General features: G+C 42.7%; 10 protein-coding genes. 4 read left to right on the forward strand and 6 right to left on the reverse strand.

Annotated features, from left to right (window positions below):
- Positions 1–3: 3 nt before the first annotated feature.
- Together DW096_RS09960 and DW096_RS09965 are read left to right on the forward strand one after the other, a co-directional pair.
- On the forward strand, positions 4–954 hold the full coding sequence (locus DW096_RS09960) for a helix-hairpin-helix domain-containing protein (protein ID WP_120028744.1): 951 nt from the start codon (positions 4–6) through the stop codon (positions 952–954).
- 124 nt (positions 955–1,078) lie between these two features.
- Positions 1,079–3,403: a TonB-dependent receptor gene (locus DW096_RS09965; protein ID WP_117749233.1), complete on the forward strand. Its 2,325-nt coding sequence runs from the start codon at positions 1,079–1,081 to the stop codon at positions 3,401–3,403.
- Between the two features lie 2 nt (positions 3,404–3,405).
- On the opposite strand, the gene DW096_RS09970 is transcribed toward DW096_RS09965, so the two are convergent.
- The 3 genes from DW096_RS09970 to DW096_RS09980 all read right to left on the reverse strand — a co-directional run bounded on the left by DW096_RS09970 (position 3,406) and on the right by DW096_RS09980 (position 6,971).
- Positions 3,406–4,065: an ABC transporter ATP-binding protein gene (locus DW096_RS09970; protein WP_118930974.1), complete on the reverse strand. Its 660-nt coding sequence runs from the start codon at positions 4,063–4,065 to the stop codon at positions 3,406–3,408.
- A 64-nt stretch (positions 4,066–4,129) separates the two neighbouring features.
- Positions 4,130–4,840, reverse strand: coding sequence for a ThiF family adenylyltransferase (locus tag DW096_RS09975; protein ID WP_005824922.1), 711 nt, complete (start codon positions 4,838–4,840; stop codon positions 4,130–4,132).
- Position 4,841: 1 nt separating this feature from the next.
- Positions 4,842–6,971, reverse strand: coding sequence for a cation:proton antiporter (locus tag DW096_RS09980; RefSeq protein WP_044468254.1), 2,130 nt, complete (start codon positions 6,969–6,971; stop codon positions 4,842–4,844).
- Between the two features lie 154 nt (positions 6,972–7,125).
- On the opposite strand from DW096_RS09980, the gene DW096_RS09985 reads away from it, so the two are divergent.
- The gene (locus DW096_RS09985) at positions 7,126–8,133 is read left to right on the forward strand and encodes an aspartate-semialdehyde dehydrogenase (protein WP_005824925.1); all 1,008 of its coding nucleotides are present in this window, start codon (positions 7,126–7,128) and stop codon (positions 8,131–8,133) included.
- A 200-nt stretch (positions 8,134–8,333) separates the two neighbouring features.
- Here DW096_RS09985 and DW096_RS09990 read toward each other — a convergent pair whose 3' ends face one another.
- From DW096_RS09990 to DW096_RS10000, 3 genes are all read right to left on the reverse strand, one after another.
- Positions 8,334–9,752 (reverse strand): C10 family peptidase, encoded by a 1,419-nt coding sequence (locus DW096_RS09990; RefSeq protein WP_005824927.1) that lies wholly within the window; start codon positions 9,750–9,752, stop codon positions 8,334–8,336.
- Positions 9,753–9,895: 143 nt separating this feature from the next.
- The gene (locus DW096_RS09995; protein ID WP_005824929.1) at positions 9,896–11,710 is read right to left on the reverse strand and encodes a RagB/SusD family nutrient uptake outer membrane protein; all 1,815 of its coding nucleotides are present in this window, start codon (positions 11,708–11,710) and stop codon (positions 9,896–9,898) included.
- A gap of 7 nt (positions 11,711–11,717) precedes the next feature.
- Positions 11,718–15,041: a TonB-dependent receptor gene (locus DW096_RS10000; RefSeq protein WP_005824930.1), complete on the reverse strand. Its 3,324-nt coding sequence runs from the start codon at positions 15,039–15,041 to the stop codon at positions 11,718–11,720.
- Between the two features lie 403 nt (positions 15,042–15,444).
- On the opposite strand from DW096_RS10000, the gene DW096_RS10005 reads away from it, so the two are divergent.
- The gene (locus DW096_RS10005) at positions 15,445–16,293 is read left to right on the forward strand and encodes a hypothetical protein (RefSeq protein ID WP_005824933.1); all 849 of its coding nucleotides are present in this window, start codon (positions 15,445–15,447) and stop codon (positions 16,291–16,293) included.
- Positions 16,294–16,553: the final 260 nt, after the last annotated feature.

Genomic DNA, 16,553 nt, shown 5'->3' on the forward strand with positions numbered 1-16,553 from the left:
ATCATGCAGAACCCCTTTAAAGAATTCCTTTATTTCTCCCGGGGAGAAAGGCGCGGAATACTGGTTTTGATTACCGGCATCATTCTCGTCTTTCTCTCCGGGTATATTTATATATACCAAAGAGAGCACCGCCCTCTCTCCGATGAAGCAATCCGGCGGCAGGCCACTGCCATGGCAGAATACGAATCGTTCGTCGCATCCATACAAGAAAAGGAACAAAAATGGGACAACAGACTTAATTCTTCCTCCCAAAAACAACCGACAACCGTCTCTCTCGTCCGTTTCAATCCCAATACTGCCGACTCCGTCACTTTTTGCCGACTGGGACTGCCCGGATGGATGGCGCGGAACATACTCCGCTACCGTAGCAAAGGGGGGAAGTTCCGTGAGGCAGAAGATTTCCGGAAAATATATGGAATGACAGAAAAACAATATCAAGCACTCCTACCCTATATCCACATCACTCCGGAAGACACAGAAACAAGAACCGTCCAGTTATACAGCTCTCCTGCAAGCAATGACAGCACTGCTACTTCCCGAATTGCACCGGAAAAATATCCGGCTGGAATCCTTGTCGACCTGAACCGTGCCGACACCACAGAACTGAAGAAAATACCAGGCATCGGTAGCGGCATTGCCCGTCTAATCATCGGTTATCGGCAACGCTTGGGAGGATTCTACAACATCACGCAATTACAAGAAATCCATTTGGACACCAGCCAATTGCAGTCCTGGTTTTCCATCGACACTCGTGCCATCCGCCTCATCAACCTGAACCGTAGTAGCATAGAGAGGCTGCGCAACCATCCTTACATCAACTTCTACCAGGCAAAGGCCTTTGTAGAATACCGGAAGAAGAAAGGCGACCTTCATAGTCTGAAACCTTTTGCACTTTACGAGGAATTCTCCGATACCGATTTGGAGAAAATCAGTCACTACGTTTGCTTTGAATAACAGCATCATGCAACATTTTTCAATGTCTGATGCAACCTTTTCACCAGTCATTTCGTCTAACAAGCAGAAACACCCTAAAAACAGGAAGGCCTACTGCAATAAGGATTAGAACCATCGTATCAATATGAAAAAATTAATGATTATAACCATGCTGCTGGGCAGTATGGCACAGAATGCTTTTGCTCAAAAAATAGAAATAAAAGGAACCGTCCGCGATGCTTCCGACAAGAGTATAGAGTATGTCAATGTGGTATTACAGACCATCGACTCTACTTTTGTCGCCGGTGTGACCACAAGTCCAGAAGGAGAATTCATCTTCAAGAACACGGCTACCGGAGATTACAGACTTGTTCTTTCCTGCATCGGGTATAATACCGGATACATCACCCTCAATGGAGTAAAGCGCCATACCGACCTTGGACCAATCGTATTAGACAGTGCTTCTATCGCACTGGAAGGAGTGACTATCACCGGCTCCAGCCAAATCAGCCGTGCAGACCGCAAACTGGTTTTCCCATCCGAAAGACAAATGAAAACTTCCACAAACGGAGTGAATCTGTTGCAGGAACTGATGCTGCCACGTATTCTGGTCAACCCCATGAACAATGAGATTGGATTGTCCGGCGGTGGAGAACTGCAATTACGCATCAATGGAGTCAAAGCCGAAATAGACGAGATAAAAGCCATTCGCCCTGCCGACATTATACGTATAGAGTACCATGACAATCCGGGACTGCGCTACGGTAATGCCGAAGTCGTTTTGGACTACATAGTGCGCCGACCTGAAACGGGCGGAAACTTCGGTGCCGACATTTCCCAAGGGTTGAACACGATGTGGGGAAACTATAATCTGTACGGCAAAGTAAACCACAAAAAATCAGAATTCGGCTTCTCCTATTACATGGGACCGCGGGATTTTAACGGCATGTACCGCGACAATGAAGAAGAATTCCACCTGGCAGACGGCACCACACTCAGACGCCTGGAGAAAGGAGAGCCCAGCAAGGCAACCATGTACCAGCACAACCTAAACGTAAATTACAGTTTGCAGGCTTCTGAAAATTCCCTTTTCAGCGCCACCCTCCGCCTTCGAGGAAACAATCAGCCGCACTGGGATTATAAAGGAACTCTCTATAACGCCAATGACGAAGCGGACGTGGTAGACATGACCGACCGTACCGACCAGAGCTGGACACGTCCCTCACTCGATTTGTACTACCAACAAGACCTGAAAAACAAACAAACCCTGGTATTCAATGTAGTAGGAACCTACAATCGGGAAAAATCGCAGCGGCTCTACCAAGAAAGCACCCTGGGAAACATATTGACCGATATTGACAACAATATCCGAGGAAACAAATACTCCCTGATTGCCGAGGTCATTTACGAGAAGCAATATTCCAAGGGGAACGCATTGAGCTTTGGATTGAACCATACACAGTCCTACTCCAACAATGAATACAGAAACGGGCATTATTATGAAACCAATATGCACCAAGGAAACACATACATATTCGGAGAATACCGTGGAAAGATAGACAAACTAAACTACCGGCTGGGAGTGGCCATGACTCGTTTCTACTATAATCAGAGCGGCAAGGACAAATCTACCGAGAGCTACAGTTTCAACCCGAGTATCGTTCTGCACTATGCCATGTCAGACAACTCCTACCTCCGCTGGAAGGGAAACATCTATAACGCTTCTCCTTCATTGGGCGACCTCAGCGATGTGGAACAAGCAGTGGATTCATTCCAGATACGTCGTGGTAACCCGAATCTGAAGTCGTACATGTGCTATCATACGGAGCTGACTTACGAGTGGAAAAAAGGCATCTTTTATACCAATCTATGGGGAGCCTATGACTATCGTCCCAATGCCATTATGGACGAGAAGATTCAAGAAGGCAACAAAATAGTGCAGACTTGGGACAATCAGAAGGACTGGCAGAAACTCTCCGGACGTGCCATGCTCCGCGTAGGACCCATCCGCGACATTCTGCAATTTTCTTTTACGGGCGGTGTCAACCATTACATGAGCCATGGCAATCACTACTCGCATACCTACACCAACTGGTTTTGTGAGGCAGAAGCCTCATTAAACTACAAACAGTTCTCTCTGTTCTGGCAGATAAACACCAATTGGAACAATTTCTGGGGAGAAACCCTCTCGGGAGGAGAAAACATCCAGATGTTAGCTGTATATTACAAGCATAAGAATCTTCGGGTAGGAGTCGGTGCATTCAATCCTTTCACCGACAACTATAAAGTACAAAGCGAAAACTGGAATAAATTCGCATCCTACAAGACAAATAATTACATAAAAGAAAGCTCCCGCATGTTCCTGGTGAACTTTTCCTACAACTTCTCGTTCGGCCGCAGTTTCAAGACAGCACAGCGGAAGGTAAACAACAGTGACAATGACTCGGGAGTAATGGGCACGGGGAAATAGGCTCAAACCATTTTATTGATTTCCCCGTCAATCAGATGTATCGTCCGGTCGGTGAGCTGCGCCAGTCCTTCATCATGGGTTACGATAACAAACGTTTGTCCGAAACGGTTACGTAAATCAAAAAAGAGCTGGTGCAGTTCTTCCTTATTATGGGTATCCAAGCTGCCGGAAGGTTCATCTGCCAGCACCACTGCTGGATGATTGATGAGAGCACGGGCCACCGCCACACGCTGCTTCTCACCTCCCGACAACTCATTCGGCTTGTGGGAGGCCCGTTCGGCAAGCCCCATGAATTCAAGAATTTCCGTAGCCGCCTCCTTGGCTTCCTGCTGTCCTCTTCCGGCAATGAAGGCTGGTATCATTACATTCTCCAAAGCCGTAAACTCCGGCAGCAGTTGATGGAACTGGAACACAAAGCCGATATGGTGGTTGCGGAATGCGGAAAGTTCCCTCTCCCTCATACGGTTGACTTGTGTACCGTCAATAACCACCGAACCGCCATCCGGCATATCCAACGTACCCATGATTTGCAGCAAGGTAGTTTTACCCGCTCCACTGGGGCCTACAATGCTGACAATCTCCCCTTTCTCTATCTCCAGGTCAATACCCCGCAACACTTGCAGGTTACCGAAACTCTTCGTTATATTCTCTAAATGAATCACTAGGCTATTTACAATTTGACAATTTACTATTTACTATTTGATAGTTTTCTTTCAAGTGCTATTACTATAGTCTTTTAATTACATATTCGGCCAAATAGCAGCCAAAAACTGCAGGCATGTAGCTCACTGTTCCACAGGTGGACTTCTTGTTCATCTCGTCGTCCGTCAGCAAAACGGCATTCGGATCAGCCTGTTCGGTGCTGAAAACAACTGGAAGTTTCCGCTTTATGCCCATTTTTTGCAAACGCTTACGCACAGCCTTGCTCAACCCGCAATGATAGGTATCCCAGATATCGGCAAAGCGCACTTGCGAAATGTCACTCTTTGCTCCTGCCCCCATGCTGGACACTATCTTGATATGCCGCTTCATGCTTTCCGCTATCAAGTGGCATTTTGGAGCAAGCGTATCGATGGCATCCACCACAAAGTCATAAGCCGCATCATCCAGCAGTTCCGGTATGTTCTCATCTTTCAAGAATACGGGCAACACTCTCAGTTCCAGAGCCGGATTAATGTCCCTGAAACGTGATGCCAATATCTCCGCCTTCTTTTGCCCCAGGGTAGAATGCAGAGCCGGCAACTGACGGTTTATATTCGTAGGCTGCACGGTATCGGCATCGACTATCGTCATCCGCCCCACTCCGGCACGGCATATCATCTCGGCCGCATAAGCACCTACACCACCCAGTCCTACGACAAGTACATGTGCCCGGCGCAGGCGTTCCATTTTTTCATCTCCTAATAAAAGTTGCGTTCGCTGTTTCCAATCTTCCATTCTAGCTTTTCTTAAACCACTTATAGAACCATTTGCCTACCTTCTCGTAATGCTGCGACTCATTGTTGCCACGCGGATTTGAGAAGGATACCGCATCCTGCGGTTCACCCAGTTGGTCTGGATACAACACAATCAGACTATTGTTTGCAAAATATTTACTGATTTGTGCCGGCAACTTCTCGAAGGAGCTGTCATAGGAGATGGAGCCCCGGCGAGCACTGATAATCACTAACAGATGGTCAAAGTTCACTTGTCCGGTCAATATCAGTAAGTCCCCCCAGTCGTCCAGGCGGGAAAAGTCTGTCAATGTCTGTCCATATTTGGCTTTCACCAGCCCTTGAAGATGGGCGGTAGTCTCTTCATTGGCATAAAAATGCACCCGACAGCCCAAAGTACTCCCCAACCGGCAGAAATGTTCCACCCACTTCAGGAATCCCGCCTCATACTCGGCTTTCGGAGGTACCGCCACAATCACCCGCCTAATTGTGTTAATGGGCATCAGGAACTTGGAAACCATCACCTCGCGATGCAAGCCCTTCAGCAGATTCTCCGTCAGCATACCGAAGAATGAATCCACAATATTGACTTTACGGTGCAGACCTATAATGACATCCGTTACCGCATATTCTTTTGCTGTATGGATAATGCCCGAAGCGATATTCAAGTCGTAACGCGTGATTTGCCTCAACGGCACATCTGCCGAGGCCGTTATCATGGCAGCCTTTTCCAGATAGCGTTTCCCACGCAGTTCGGCGCTTTCAGAACTACTATCGTCGTTGATGACATTCAGTGCCAACAAATTATCCCGTTGCTTCGGGTCGCGTATCACCAAAGAAAGATTTATCAGGTCTTCAATCGTATCGGGGTTGGCTATCGGAATCAATATCTTCTCCGCTTCCACGGAGCGGTTTTCTTCCAGATGCGCCTCCTCCATGGCAATCTTCCGTGCGGCACGCTCCGTAATGAACGAGCTCACAATGCAAGTTACAAGAATCAGCAGGACGGTACCATTCAAAACATCATCGTTCAGCAAGCGTTCCCCATTGGGCAGAATGATGTTGTACCCCACCAACACAGCCGCCAGCGTTGCCGCTGCTTGTGCATTGCTCAATCCGTACATCAGCTCCCGTTCAATCCCTCCCATCTTATATATTTTCTGCGTCAGCCAGCAGGCAATCCATTTACCTGCCAATGCCACCACAATCATTACAGCCGCTACTTTCAGGGCATCGCCATGACCGAAAATCACATGCACATCAATCAGCATACCCACACCTATCAGGAAATAGGGAATAAACAAGGCGTTGCCCACAAACTCCAGATGGTTCATCAGCGGAGAGACATGCGGAATCAGCCGGTTCAAAACCAAACCTGCAAGGAAAGCACCCAGGATACCTTCCATCCCCACAAACTCCATCAATCCGGCTCCGAGGAAAACCATGGCAAGCACGAATATGAACTGCATCACGTTGTCATCGTACCTCCGGAAGAACCAACGACCTATGCGTGGAAACAGATATACAATCAAAATACCCAGGAAGATAACCTTTATGACAAGCCATACCCAAAAGAAGCCGTCCGACTCCCCCTTGAACATACCACCCACAACGGCCAGAACCAGCAAAGTGAGTGTATCCGTAACCGCCGTCCCCCCCACTGCAATACTCACACTACGATGCCGCGACACACCGTAACGAATCACGATGGGATAGGCCACCAGCGTATGTGACGCATACATACTTGCCAGTAGGACAGAGGTCAGCACCCCGTACTTCAACAAAGCTATATTCGTTACCAAGCCTATGCCTATGGGCACAATAAAAGCCAAGAGCCCCAGAACAAGCGCTTTGCCCCGGTTCTGTTTGAAGTCTCCCATATTCATTTCCAGACCGGCAAGGAACATGATGTAATACAAGCCTACTTTGCCGAAAAGCTCAAAACTGCTGTCACGCACCAAAATATTGAAACCATGCTCCCCAATGACAAGCCCCGCCAGTATCATTCCGATAATGTGCGGAATACGAAGCTTATTCAACAATATAGGAGCAAACAATATAATGAGGAGTACAAGGAGGAATATCCATGTAGGGTCGGTGATGGGAAGTTTCAAGCTGAAGTCAAACCAATCCATAGGCTATAAGTTTTAGGTTTTGAATGCAAAATAACGAAAAACTTTTCACTTTATGCGGTGTTATACAGCATTTTGTTATAAATTTGCGACCAATTCTATCTTTTTAGAGATAGTATTTCACTTTTTTATAAACTTAATTTAAAACAAAAGAAAAATGAAAGTAGCTATTGTTGGAGCAAGCGGAGCCGTGGGACAAGAGTTCCTGCGAGTGCTCGATGAAAGAAATTTCCCGTTGGACGAGTTAGTATTGTTCGGTTCTAAACGCAGTGCCGGAACCAAATATACCTTCCGCGGTAAACAGATCGAGGTGAAACTCTTGCAACACAATGATGACTTTAAAGGGGTTGATATCGCTTTCACTTCCGCAGGCGCAGGCACCTCCAAAGAATTTGCCGAAACCATTACCAAGTACGGAGCAGTGATGATTGACAATTCCAGCGCTTTTCGTATGGACGACAATGTACCTTTGGTAGTGCCCGAAGTGAATGCCGCCGACGCCAAAGAACGTCCTCTCGGTATCATCGCCAACCCCAACTGTACTACTATCCAAATGGTAGTGGCACTGAAAGCCATCGAACAGCTTTCCCATATAAAGACCGTACACGTTTCTACCTATCAGGCTGCCAGTGGTGCCGGCGCCGCTGCCATGGATGAGTTATACGAGCAGTACCGCCAGGTATTGGCAGGCGAACCCGTAACCGTTGAAAAATTCGCTTACCAGCTGGCATTCAACCTCATTCCGCAAATCGACGTATTCACCGAAAACGGCTATACCAAAGAGGAGATGAAGATGTTCAACGAGACCCGTAAGATTATGCACTCTGACGTAAAGGTCAGTGCTACTTGCGTACGTGTTCCCGCTCTCCGCTCCCACTCCGAAAGTATCTGGGTAGAGACCGAGCGCCCCGTCTCCATAGAAGAAGCCCGCGAAGCATTTGCCAACGGCGAAGGCTTGGTTCTGATGGACAATCCGGCAGAAAAGGAATACCCCATGCCGTTGTTCCTCGCCGGCAAAGACCCGGTTTACGTAGGCCGTATCCGCAAGGACCTCAGCAACGAAAACGGATTGACGTTCTGGATTGTGGGCGACCAGATTAAGAAAGGCGCTGCACTGAATGCGGTGCAGATTGCAGAATACCTGATTAAGGAAAAAGCATTCTAAAAAGGGTGAGAGACTGACTTCATTTTGAAGTCAGTCTCTCACCCTTTTTAGAACTTGCATTTTTATCACCTTTTATAAGGGTAAGTTCGCTAATTCATATGAACAAATTTTGCTATAAGTAATTCAAAAAAAACATTTTAAGTCAAAATACTATTTGTTATTCATATATTTCATGACAAAATCAAAAAGACAATAACACCTCACTTAGGAACAATATCAACTATATCTTTACGATTACGATTCCAAGAGAAGCTACCATCAGAACGTTCCAAATACAAATTAGTATCAAGATACATTCCATTATAACTACCTCCCCATCCCCAGTTCATATAAAAATAAGTACGGATATCAAAATCAGTTGTATAAGAATCTGAAATAAGAAAAACGAATGTCCCTCCAGGATGGAACTCCTCTGGCATTGTTAATAGTTCATATTCTGTATAATGATCAATGTCATGATATCCACATGCAACCCACGCATGCCCCACCTTACCATCATCTGTAAAGCCTTGCATAATTACCGGCTGCTTTTTTCTCAAGTTGCCGATAGTTCTTGCTGCCGAATGATTTACAACTTGAGCTGTCGTCGAATAGCCATATTTGGACACTAATGCATTTCGCACATCCGATAATGACGCACTAGTCCCATCTAATGCATAATCTGCGTTAATTGCATCTGCAACATCTCTGATAAATGCAGCAGTGACAGAAGAGGCATAACTATTTGGCATTGAATTCCAATTAAAAAAAGTTGGATACTCATTATATTTCATTACTTGAGCCATTGCTATTGTTGCACAACCAGCAGGTGGATATTGACCACTTATTTGAGGTAATGCAACATTAAAACCAGATTCTTGTGTCCAAGTTGTTGATAATATATTTCCCATTTTTTCTTCATAACCTTTTTGTTTCCAGCGCAAGTAAGCATGTTGATTATAATCATATTCAATATAAGTCATTCCTTCCGCAACAGCACGAAATTGCTCGTATATACTTTCCGGCAAATAATCCCTAGCACCAGCAAACGGAATATATCCATAGCCTTCCTTTTTCCATTCACGGCAACAATCTGCTATGTAATTTTCAAACTCAGCTATATTAGAACGCGTATATACCTTATCTTTCATAGCAGGTATATATTCTTCCCACATTGCTCTATATTGAAAAGTACTATCAATCGGCATTTTATCTCGTTCCTCAATAACATTCTTCATATCTCCCAGCCAATCAGAAAGTCCATCCGGCATTCTATTATTAGCATTAAAACTACCTCTCTCAGCATAAGCCAATATAGGTTGGAAGTTTTTGGTAGCACTAACAAGTAAAAAGCCTTGTTCATTATCATAATTGATAATATACATACTTGGCTTATTAACTTCTCCCTCAATAGTAATTATTTCCTTGACAGATTTACTAACGCGAGTCCGAGGAGCATCCTTTACAGTAAAAAGTTCAGCAACATTTCTTGCATCTTCCACAGATACAGAAGTCTCATACATTTTCGTATCAAAGTTTTTTTCATCTATCGTCGCATCAATTGCGTCAATCACATTGTCCTGACAAGAAAAAACAACTCCTAGCAATAAAATCCACAAAAGCTTCGTTAATGTTCTCATAAATATTAATTTAAGTTTATAACAACTCAACTATTTGTAATCTTTCAAATATTAAGGCAAGTATACCGCCATTATAGATTCAACTAAATAAACATGCATCACAATGGGTAGCAATTAATCAGCTCCCATTGTGATGCATCTTATTACCAGCCTGGGTTCTGCTCTAACTTAATAGAAGAATCTCCCAGTTGTTCACTCTTACTGTTATACAAGGATATCTGTCCTGTCGGGATAGGATAAAGATAATCTTTTTCTCCATAAGTACGCAATAATGAAGAAACCTGGATAGGTTTGATATAACCTGAATTACCTTCACGATCCAAAAGAATGTCTTTCAAATCATCAATGGTATATGACGTTCCGTTAGCTTGGTTATATTCTTTCAAATAAGCTTCCTTATCCAACCATGCCCCCAAGTTTAACTTTTTGTTAATCTTCATATCCGCATAATGCAATTTTCCCCAACGGCGAATATCATCGAAGCGAATGCCTTCATACACCAATTCGATGCGTCTTTCACGACGTACTTCCCAAAGGATAGGCGAAACTTCATAGTCACCAACCACTTCGGAGTTTCCTAAATCACGATCTGGGTCATTGATAATCACCCCATTCACACTAAAGTTCTTACCACTTAATGTAACAGCAGGCATGTTTACAGAAGCCCTCTTACGAATTTCATTAATTGTAATATCCAAATCTTTTTGTGACAAGGTATAAGCTCCCATATCATTTAATTCAGCAGCAGCCTCCAAATAATTCAATAGCACCTCATTCAGTTTCATAATAGGTGCGTCGGTTGTATTAGTATTACTCTGTCCTGCAGCAGTATTGAATAAATCTTCGTTAACAAAACGAGTACCAAAATAACCTCCAATACCATATACCGCACCTGCAATACCATTTAAACGTACACCTTCAAGATCAATATTGGCTGCCAAACGTGGGTCGCGGTCAGTCATTTCATCCTTGAAAACCTTATCACCTTTAAATACTGTATTTCCGTCTTGATGAATAGGCAACCCATTAGTTGTCAAATAGCTATCAACCAAATCCTTAGAAGGTCCATTGCCCAATGTTTGTTCTGATTGCCATGACATTTCAGCATGAGTAAGAATACCTTCCACATAAGAACGATATAATATCATTTCAGGATTACCAGCCAAGTCCAGTGAAATAGTCAATGCTTTGTAATCACTAGAAATTTTATATTTTTGCGCAGACATTACTCTATTCGCGGCAGTCTTTGCAGCCTCTAAATACTTCTTTGCCAATTCTGTATTTCCCTCACGATACTTCTGCCAGGTTCCCTCAAATAACATAATACGAGACTCAAAAGCATTCACCACATGCCGATTTACACAAAGCCCATCTGTTCCATCAGCCTCTTTTACATTGTCTGCAGCAAATTCCAAGTCTTCCAACACTTTATCCATTACAAAATCTCTGGAATCTCTCCCTTTATAAAGAGCTTTTTCATCCGTATTATCTACAACATGGTCATAATATGGAACATCACCAAACATCCTTACCAAACGAGCATATTCCATACCACGGAAGAAGCGTGCTACGCCTATCCAATGGTTCTTAACGCTCTCAGGCAAGGTGGAATTTACAAGTCCGTCACACACAAGGTTAATACGGCGAACGTTTGCAAAAGACCAGTCGGCACTAGTTGCAGGGGCTGTATTTGTAAAGAAAGTCGCTTCTTTCTGCGCCAAATCATCTACCCAATTAGCAACATTAGTTCCGTCGAAAAAATCCGATTTCACCCAACCGCTTTGATAACCGGTAAAATAAATATCATACCATCCATATATCGTAGAGCGAATATTATTCTCACTATTATAGAAATCTGCACTATTCTCTATCTGATCCATAGGCGGACGATCCAGAAAGTCCGAGCAGGAAGAGAGACCAGCAGCCAATGCTAAAACTGCAAATATTTTTGTTTTCATAATTTTATTAGAATGTAAGTTGAACACCAAATGAAATAGATCTCATAAACGGATAACTCTTACCAAATTTGTACTCACCGTTAGAAGCAGCAGCTTTCTCTGTCGTTTCAGGGTCAACCGGAATATTAGTGTGATCAAACTCGAACAAGTTTTCCGCACTAACATAAATACGACCACTTGTAAAAGTTATTACTTTCATCCATTTTTCCGGAACAGTATAACCTAATGTAATATTCTTACAACGCAAATATGACATGTTCTGCAAATAACGAGTTTGACGCAGGAAATTCTGTCCGTTGTTTATCCAAGAGTGAGAAGTCGGTGTAGGATAGAATGCATCTGTATTTTCAGGAGTCCAATAATCCATCTGATGCTCTAACCACCCTTCGCCTGGCATAAATCCCGGAATACCAGTTTGCCCAACAGCCCATACATCTCTTGAGCCAATACCTTGGAAGAATGTGCTGAAGTCAAAATCCTTATATGTCAATGCTACAGAGAAACCGTATTCAAAGTTTGGTAAAGTATTACCAATGCGTTTCAAGTCACCATGATCCTCCAAAGTCTGTTCACCATAAGTAATCTCACCATTACCGTCCAAATCTTTATATTTTACATCACCCGGACCATATTTGAATGCACCGGTTTCATACAATGCCTGCGAAGGTACTTTATTGGTATCAATAAACCATTTTCCATCTGCATCTTGATAGCAGTCTTCATATTGGAACAGACGATCTGTCTCATATCCCCAGATTTCACCTATAATCTTGCCTTCGTAGTTACCATAAATATTCTTATTCGGGTTGTTATACTTCGTAATCTTTTCGCGAATCTTAGATAAAGTTGCACGTGCTGTTAAACCAAGCCCACAAGCAAATCTTTTATTATAATCTATTGACAACTCAAAGCCGCGTCCTTGTAATTCCCCGGAATTAACCTTAGGCATTGTTGTGCTTCCGAAAGTAGAAGGCAATGTTTCACCTGGTGAATGCATATCAGAAGTAGTACGCTGATACCAGTCAAAACTGACACCAAGTTCATTATTGAAAAAACGGGCATCAAAACCCAGATCAATAGTAGTAACACGTTCCCAAGTCAATGACGGAGAAACAACGGAAGGAATACCAATATAAGGTACTTGCTTACCATCAATCACCCAGCCCGAGGACTTATTTACAGACATTACAGAAAGGAAAGAGTTGGCAGCTACATCCTGATTACCAATTGTACCCCAAGAACCGCGTACTTTAAAATCAGAAAGAACTGGTTTTGCCCATTTCATAAAAGTTTCTTCACTTAAACGCCATCCAGCAGAAACAGAAGGAAACAGAGCCCATTGATCTCCCGAGGGAAATTTAGAAGAACCATCATAGCGTGCATTCACCTCAAGAAGATATTTACCCATATAATCGTAGTTAATACGTCCGAAGAAACCGGCTGCCGCAAAATCATTATGATAGGTAGTACCATCTACATACTGATCACCAATGGCCAGATTAATTTCCGGTTTATCAAAGTTCACTAATGTCCGTCGGTCTGAACTATGACCCAGTTTTTCACGGGTTTCAGCATCCATACCGACCATCACTTTCAAGTTGTGCTTTTGTACAAAAGATTTTTCATAAGTGGCATAAGCTTTGAAAGTATTGGACATTGTATATCGACTACGTTCAACTACACGATTATGGGTAGCACCATAAAAACTTGAATTATAAGTCAAAGGATTACTACTGTTGAACATATCCCAACCACCAACTTCACCACCGTTACGCTTCTGATAATCATTAAGTAGAGCGAAAGTGTAGTCAAAATTAATGGCCAAATCCTTAATCGGATTAATAGTAGTTCCTAAATTAACACGAGTAAAGTTATTAGTTAAACTTTCACGATTAGCCTGTGCTATCTCAGTCATAGCTGAACGGAAAGGAATCCCCTGGTAATCAGCATAAGGATAGAAAGAAGGCCAACGCAACAAATAGTACCAAACGTCTGTATAACCACTTGTGTATTGATATGGTTCTGATTTTGTGGAACGAGAGAACATAACATTTGCTCTCACAGACCACCAGTCACGAATCTGTGTATTGACATTGGCATTGAAATTATAACGGTCATACTCATCTGTATTAACCTTTAAAATACCTTGTTGATTCAAATAGCCTAAACTAATATTATAGGTTGTCTTATCACTACCGCCGCTGACAGAAAGATTATGCTTCTGTTGGGGAGTCCAATCTTTCATAAACATATCTAACGGATCAAACTGACGATAAAAATAATACTTGCCACCACGTTCTTCAAAATCTCTACCTAATTGCATTTCGCCTAATTCCGATTGTGACATTCCACCATAAGTGTTGTACCATTCCTTCATCTTCTGAACTGCAATTTCATCGACATTATATCCTATCGAACTTACAGTAGAAGCGCCGCTTCTATTGGCAGCCAGTAACATAGCTTGTGCTCCCTCATAGGTTTTAGCGACTTGTGGCATCACAGTCGGAGTACTCCAAGAGAAGTTATTAGAGTAGGTAACACGCGGTTTATCATTTTTTTTACCAGTCTTTGTCGTAATCAAGACTACCCCCCAGGCAGCACGTGTACCATAAATAGAAGCAGATGCAGCATCTTTCAAGACAGAGATGCTGGCAATATCGTCCGGATTCACCAAACTTAAACTGGGAACTTCCACATTATCCACCAAAATCAGTGGACTTGTCCCTTCCGTAGCACTCAAAGAACCAGTAGCACCACGCAACTTGATATTAGAATCAACGCCAATACCTCCTACATTAGTCGTGATACTCAAACCAGGAGTTATACCTTGCAAAGCTTTTGCAATATCTGTTACCGGACGGCTTGCAATCGCCTCTTGGACATCTACATTAGCCACCGCACCGGTCAGGTTCACCTTTTTCTGTGCACCATAACCTACTACGACAACTTCATCCAACAATTCCGTATCATCTTTCAAAACAACCTTCATTACCGAAGTTGCCTTAACTTCTTGAGTAGTATATCCCACAAATGATACTTGCAGAATAGCACCGGGCTTTACATTTAATTTGGAAACTCCATCCAAATCCGTAATGCCACCATTGGTCGTACCTTTCTCAATGACATTGGCACCAATAATAGGTTCACCTTTTGTATCTACAACTGTGACAGTTACAGAGATAGATTGCATCTGTTCTTGTACTCCTTGTGAGTCGTTGGATGCTGTTTGGGCAGCCATCACGTTGCCACTGCCTAAAAACAGAGCACAGATTGCCACCGCCGTAAAGAACTTACCATTGGCAAGTCCTCGTTTTTTGCGATCTTCATTCATAAGTGATTGATGATTTTGTTAATTAAACCAGTTTTTCAAAATTAGGGTAAGGGAATCATATAGTTCGGATTAGTCAGACTATTTCCGAAGGCTTCTTTAATTTCTCATAGGCGTTTTCTTTATTTAAAGGTTCACATTTTTATATTATCTCTCTTTTTTCTATTTATTTACCAAGTCCAGACGGAACTTGGAATTCAGTCAGATAGTATCTTATTATTAGTCTGTTATCGTCTTGTTTTGACTAAAACGCGGTTGCGTTGGAAAAGTGGGAATACTTTGTTGGATGATTGAGGATATGAGCAAAAGGGAGATGTATGGCCAGTAAAATGATTTTTTCTTGAAATAGCCTTGGAAAGATTAAAAAAAGCTATATATTTGTATTCAATTCTAAAACTAACTACCTATGAAACTAATTGCAGAAAGTGGTTCTACGAGAACAGAATGGGCGCTGGTTGAAGATAATCGTCTGATACAGCGAGCCTTCACAGAGGGCTTAAATCCTTTCTTTCAAACGAGAAGAGAGATTAGCCGAAGTGTGCGGTTAGGATTACCCGAGCATTTTTTCAAAAGGAAATTGGAACAAGTCTATTATTATGGTGCCGGATGTACTTCTTATGAAAAGAAAAATGTATTGGGAGCTTCATTGGTAGCACAATTCAAAACTCCAATTCAGGTAGAGAGTGATTTGCTGGCAGCTGCACGTGGCTTGTTCAAATGCGAGGCCGGCATTGCTTGTATTTTGGGAACCGGCTCAAACTCATGTTTTTATGATGGGAAAATCGTTGTAAAGAATGTCCGGGCAGGAGGTTACATCCTGGGGGATGAGGGTAGTGGTGCTGTATTGGGCAAAATGTTCTTGTCTGATGTACTGAAAGGTTTGGCTCCTAAAGATGTAACGGCGGATTTCTTTGAGAAGTTCCGTATAAGTCCGAATGAGGTTATGGAATCTGTGTATAACCGCCCGTTCCCCAATCGCTTTTTGTCTACTATATCTTATTTTTTGGCTGATTATACCAATGATGACTATGTATTTGAGCTGATTACCGGTAATCTGAGAAATTTCTTTACTCGTAATGTCTGCCAATATGACTACAAAAATTATCCTATTCGTTTTGTGGGTTCATTGGCTTACAGCTACGCGACCATTTTGCGGGAAGTTGCCCGTGAATTTGGCATCGAACTGGAAATCATTGAAGAAACACCAATGAATGGCCTGATTGAATTCCATTCTTTAAATATAGAAGAACCTTAAATTCTTTATATAATAAGGTGTATAACCTCCTTTTTGCAAATGTATAAATATAAAGTTAAATAAATGCAAAGGAATGTTCTTGATATTAAATAATAATGTATCTTTGTTAGGACGAAATGAATGAATCATTTCTCACCTTTGTTAATAACGAGTTTTTTATCTCTTAAAACAACCAATAGAGTTAAGTAATTAACAAGATTTTAACCTTGTATAATATATAACTAAGTTCCGTCTGGACTTGGCAAACAAATAGAAAAACA

Source organism: Bacteroides sp. AM07-18 (assembly GCF_003602695.1).
Taxonomy (GTDB): Bacteria; Bacteroidota; Bacteroidia; order Bacteroidales; family Bacteroidaceae; genus Bacteroides; species Bacteroides uniformis.

What these genes read in the sequence shown, in the direction of transcription:
- DW096_RS09995 (WP_005824929.1), bottom strand. Translation starts at nt 11,710, where the DNA reads ATGAAAACAAAAATATTTGCAGTTTTAGCATTGGCTGCTGGTCTCTCT.
- DW096_RS10005 (WP_005824933.1), top strand. Translation starts at nt 15,445, where the DNA reads ATGAAACTAATTGCAGAAAGTGGTTCTACGAGAACAGAATGGGCGCTG.
- DW096_RS09975 (WP_005824922.1), bottom strand. Translation starts at nt 4,840, where the DNA reads ATGGAAGATTGGAAACAGCGAACGCAACTTTTATTAGGAGATGAAAAA.
- DW096_RS10000 (WP_005824930.1), bottom strand. Translation starts at nt 15,041, where the DNA reads ATGAATGAAGATCGCAAAAAACGAGGACTTGCCAATGGTAAGTTCTTT.
- DW096_RS09980 (WP_044468254.1), bottom strand. Translation starts at nt 6,971, where the DNA reads ATGGATTGGTTTGACTTCAGCTTGAAACTTCCCATCACCGACCCTACA.
- DW096_RS09965 (WP_117749233.1), top strand. Translation starts at nt 1,079, where the DNA reads ATGAAAAAATTAATGATTATAACCATGCTGCTGGGCAGTATGGCACAG.
- DW096_RS09960 (WP_120028744.1), top strand. Translation starts at nt 4, where the DNA reads ATGCAGAACCCCTTTAAAGAATTCCTTTATTTCTCCCGGGGAGAAAGG.
- DW096_RS09990 (WP_005824927.1), bottom strand. Translation starts at nt 9,752, where the DNA reads ATGAGAACATTAACGAAGCTTTTGTGGATTTTATTGCTAGGAGTTGTT.
- DW096_RS09985 (WP_005824925.1), top strand. Translation starts at nt 7,126, where the DNA reads ATGAAAGTAGCTATTGTTGGAGCAAGCGGAGCCGTGGGACAAGAGTTC.